At 26.7% G+C, this 3,500-nt stretch carries 5 protein-coding genes; 3 read left to right on the forward strand and 2 right to left on the reverse strand.

The genetic code is table 11. The annotated features are described in order from the left end of the window. Positions 1–135: 135 nt before the first annotated feature. The 3 genes from NSA58_RS17535 to NSA58_RS17545 all read left to right on the forward strand — a co-directional run bounded on the left by NSA58_RS17535 (position 136) and on the right by NSA58_RS17545 (position 2,474). Positions 136–1,041, forward strand: a complete 906-nt coding sequence (locus NSA58_RS17535; RefSeq protein ID WP_039681106.1) for an N-acetylmuramoyl-L-alanine amidase — start codon at positions 136–138, stop codon at positions 1,039–1,041. Positions 1,042–1,200: 159 nt separating this feature from the next. Continuing rightward, entirely contained in the window at positions 1,201–2,037 is an 837-nt protein-coding gene (locus NSA58_RS17540) for a polysaccharide deacetylase family protein (protein WP_039681107.1), read from the forward strand. Between the two features lie 122 nt (positions 2,038–2,159). Next, complete coding sequence (locus NSA58_RS17545) at positions 2,160–2,474, forward strand: DUF1540 domain-containing protein (protein ID WP_074429741.1); 315 nt, start codon at positions 2,160–2,162, stop codon at positions 2,472–2,474. Between the two features lie 26 nt (positions 2,475–2,500). Here the strand turns inward: NSA58_RS17545 and NSA58_RS21050 are convergent, their stop codons facing one another. Both NSA58_RS21050 and NSA58_RS17550 read right to left on the reverse strand, forming a co-directional pair. After that, positions 2,501–2,707: a nucleoside-triphosphatase gene (locus tag NSA58_RS21050; protein WP_079764813.1), complete on the reverse strand. Its 207-nt coding sequence runs from the start codon at positions 2,705–2,707 to the stop codon at positions 2,501–2,503. 1 nt (position 2,708) lies between these two features. Continuing rightward, positions 2,709–3,359, reverse strand: a complete 651-nt coding sequence (locus NSA58_RS17550; RefSeq protein WP_039681108.1) for a leucine-rich repeat domain-containing protein — start codon at positions 3,357–3,359, stop codon at positions 2,709–2,711. Positions 3,360–3,500: the final 141 nt, after the last annotated feature.

Genomic DNA, 3,500 nt, shown 5'->3' on the forward strand with positions numbered 1-3,500 from the left:
TTTACTACTTTATCTACATTTCAATGATAGTATTACCTTAGGAGAAATTATTATGAAAAATTATTTGATTTTTTTAAATAAAATTCTGTGTCAAAATATGTCGTAAGTCTATATATTATTAAAGGAGGTGTTTTTATGGCGAATAAATATCTTATTGCCCTTGATGATGGTCATGGAATGGAGACTGCGGGTAAAAGAACGCCCAAATTACTAGAAGATTTATATATAGATGGTAAATTAGTAAGAAAGAAAGGTGAAGTAATAAAAGAAAATGAGTTTAATAGAGCTGTAGTTAAGTACTTGGAAAAAGCATTAAAAAGATGTGGATTTGAAGTACTTTTAGTGGCTCCAACTGATGTAGATACATCGCTTCAAAATAGAGTTAGTCGTGCAAATTCAGTAAATGCAGATGCATATGTAAGTAAACATTATAATGCTATTGGAGAGAAATGGCAGACTAAAGCAAAAGGATTAGTGACAATTATACATTATAACTCACAAGCTAAAACTAAAGTTCTGGCACAAAATGTACATGAAGAATTATGGAAATTGCATAAAGATCATAATTGTACTAACTATGGTGTAAGAACTGATACAGATATTTCAGGATTTAGTTTATATGTTCTTAGAAATACAAAAATGCCTGCTATTTTAACTGAATCAGGATTTATGGATAATATGGCAGAAGCTAAATATATGTTAGACCCAGAGTTTCAAAAGGCTGATGCAGAAGCAACTTGTAAAGGTGTTTGTAAAACTTTTGGTGTAACTTATGTAAAACCAGATGAAGATTTTGTTTGTGATGAAAAAGAGGTGGAAGTTTCTACAAATGTGAAATATGTAAAAGTTATAGTAAATGAACTAAATGTTAGAAAATGTCCATCTTGGGAAGATAAGGCAGTAGCTGAAATTGTTAAAAAAGGTGAAGTATTTACAGTAACTAAAAAACTTAAGGTAGGAAGTAGTTACATGTACAAGCTTAAATCAGGGTTATATATAACTGCCAGTAGCAAATATGTACAAAACATGACTTCTTTATAGTCATTTTATAAATAATATACGCCCTTCTCGTTATTAAAATGAGAAGGGATTTTTTGTATAAATTATGAAAATAGAATTATTTATTGATGAAAGTAAAAGAATGGAGGATAATAAATAAGTGAAAGATTATGAAGAATATATTATATGGGGGATTATATAATGAAGAAAATTATATTTATTATTTTATGTACTTTTATAGGAGTAACAGGATGTGCTAAGAAATCAGAAATAAATAAAAATACAACTGCAGAAAATAATACTACAGTTACAACATCTCAAGTTGAAAAAGAAAATGAAGATAAGTTGAAAGAAGAAATTATTGAAACTTATGAAAATGTTAAACCAAAAGAATGGGGAGAACAATTAGAAGGAGTAGTAAGCTATATAGATGGTGATAATAAAGAAATAGCACTAACACTAGATGCCTGTGGCGGAGATAAAGGAAGTAAATATGATAAGGAATTAATAGATTTTTTGGACAAAGAAAATATAAATGCCACATTATTTATAAATTATAGATGGATAGAAGCTAATAAAGATATTTTTATGGAACTATCTAAAAATAATAATTTTGAAATTGAAAATCATGGTTATAGTCACAAACCACTATCAGTGAATAAAAATTCTATTTATAATATAGAAGGAACAGCTGATGTAAAAGAAGTTATAAAAGAAATAAAATTAAACGAAGATGAAATATACAAACTTACAGGTAAGAAAACAAAATATTTCAGATCGGGTACAGCTTACTATGATGAAGTTGCCATGGAAATTGCTAATGAACTGGGATATAAAATAGCAGGATTTAGTATAAATGGTGATGGTGGAGCAACTTTTTCAAAGGAAGAAGTGATAAGTGAAGTAAGCAAAGCAAAATCTGGAGATATTATAATTAGTCATTTTAACCAACCAAATGGATATACTTATGAAGGTTTAAAAGAAGCTTTAATAAAGTTAAGAGAAGAGGGCTATAAATTTGTAAAACTAGAAGATTAAAATATAAATATTGATTGCCTACATTTTAAATAATTTAAATTATCATAAAAGTTATAAAATAAATAATTATTTACTTACATTTAGCACATAATAAGAATGAAAAAATGTAGGAGGTATTACATATGAAAAGTACTAGTTTAACTTGTAAAGCTACTAATTGTGTTCATAATAAAAGCGGTGATTGCATGGCAGGAGTAATCAATGTAAAAGGAGTTAATGCAAAAACTATATCAGAAACAATTTGCAATACTTTTGTTGAAGAAGGTGGATATGCTTACGATAAATTATCTAACATTTATGACAATAAAAAAACTGTACCAGAATCAATTAAATGTATTGCAAGTAATTGTAAATATAATGAAAATGACAAGTGCAATGCAAAAGATGTACAGATAATGGCAGCTAGAGCAGCTTGTGGAACATTTGAATTGTCATAGAAAAGTAAATAAAGAGAACTCTGAATTTATTTAGAGTTCTCTTTTTTAATAGTATTTATTAATTGGTAATTCTTTTTCTTCAAAACACAAAATACTATTTTATTGCTATCTAAAGATTTATTTAAGGTATTTATGAATTCGTAAGAATTGCCCTCAGCAAAGCCAATTTCATCTAAAATGATGAGTTGACAGTTTTCAAGCTCAGCTTCAAGATTTTTAGAGTATATATTTATATTAACTACTTAAGTATTCACAAGGAATATAATATTTTTTGCAGTAATCATCTGCAATTGAGTTTTTGTAACAACGAATAGTAAGTCTAGGACAAAGATTAAAAGCCCTAGGATGAATTTCCTCCACATTTTCTGGGATTACTATTTGATTCAAATTTTTACAATTAACAAACGAATTTTCACCTATATATTCTAAACTTGTGGGAATTATGACATATTTTATGGAATTATTATTTAAAAAAGCATGGGTATTTATGCGTTCAACACCTTGAGGTATAAAATAAGTAGACGTTTGTTTTAAAGGAGGATAACATATGATAGTTCTCATATCTTTTGTGAAAAGTACACCTAATTTAGAGCAATAATTATTATTTCCCTCTTCAACTTTTATATTTGATAAATTTTTACAATTAACAAAACATTTATCTTCTATTAAAATAATACCCTCATTTACTAAGAATTCTTTGATATGAGTATCTTTAAAGGAGTCTTTACTTAAAATAGAAAATGAATCTAATTCATCTTTATAATAAGAATTGGATGATTTTTTAGAATCAGCTTTTCTATGTTTGCTCTTATTATTACTATAAAAAATATAAGATACAAAAATTATTATTAGAATTACTATTATAATTGCAATTTTAAAGACCATATTTATAACCCCCTTGAAAATTTAAAAAATCTCCCTTAGTTTATCGTAAGCTAAGTTTATTTTTTTATATGTATCTTCTAGTTCTTTTCTAACTTCTAATGGTATTTCTTCACTATTGTATTTATCAGGATGATAACTTTT

It is taken from the genome of Terrisporobacter muris (assembly GCF_024621905.1).
Taxonomy (GTDB): domain Bacteria; phylum Bacillota; class Clostridia; order Peptostreptococcales; family Peptostreptococcaceae; genus Terrisporobacter; species Terrisporobacter muris.

Bases quoted from the DNA above. Each gene is read 5' to 3' on its own strand.
- NSA58_RS17535 (WP_039681106.1), top strand. From the start codon at position 136: ATGGCGAATAAATATCTTATTGCCCTTGATGATGGTCATGGAATGGAG.
- NSA58_RS17540 (WP_039681107.1), top strand. From the start codon at position 1,201: ATGAAGAAAATTATATTTATTATTTTATGTACTTTTATAGGAGTAACA.
- NSA58_RS17545 (WP_074429741.1), top strand. From the start codon at position 2,160: ATGAAAAGTACTAGTTTAACTTGTAAAGCTACTAATTGTGTTCATAAT.
- NSA58_RS17550 (WP_039681108.1), bottom strand. From the start codon at position 3,359: ATGGTCTTTAAAATTGCAATTATAATAGTAATTCTAATAATAATTTTT.